At 62.4% G+C, this 298-nt stretch carries 1 protein-coding gene; it reads left to right on the top strand.

All coding sequences use genetic code 11. The features are described 5' to 3' along the window. Positions 1 to 298 (top strand): tripartite tricarboxylate transporter substrate-binding protein (locus H5407_RS23965; protein WP_255501422.1); only part of this gene is annotated, 298 nt, incomplete at both ends.

Below are 298 nucleotides of genomic sequence, written 5' to 3'. Positions count from 1 at the left end.
CCCTGAATGCCACGGTGGTGATCGAGAACGTCGGTGGTGCCGGCGGTACCCTGGGCGCCACCAAGGTGGCGAAGGCGGCCCCGGACGGCTACACCGTGCTGCTGCACCATATCGGCATGTCGACCTCGCCGGCCCTGTACCGCAATATGCAGTACAAGACCCTGGAGGACTTCGAGTACCTCGGCATGGTCAATGAGGTGCCGATGACGCTGATCGGCAAGCCGAGCCTGGCGGCCAACAGCTATGCGGAGTTGAGCAAGTGGATCGATGCCAATCACGGCAAGATCAACCTCGCCAA

This window comes from Mitsuaria sp. WAJ17 (genome assembly GCF_014174515.1).
In the GTDB taxonomy this organism is placed as follows: domain Bacteria; phylum Pseudomonadota; class Gammaproteobacteria; order Burkholderiales; family Burkholderiaceae_C; genus Roseateles_B.
This window is presented reverse-complemented; position numbering and strand designations above follow the sequence as displayed.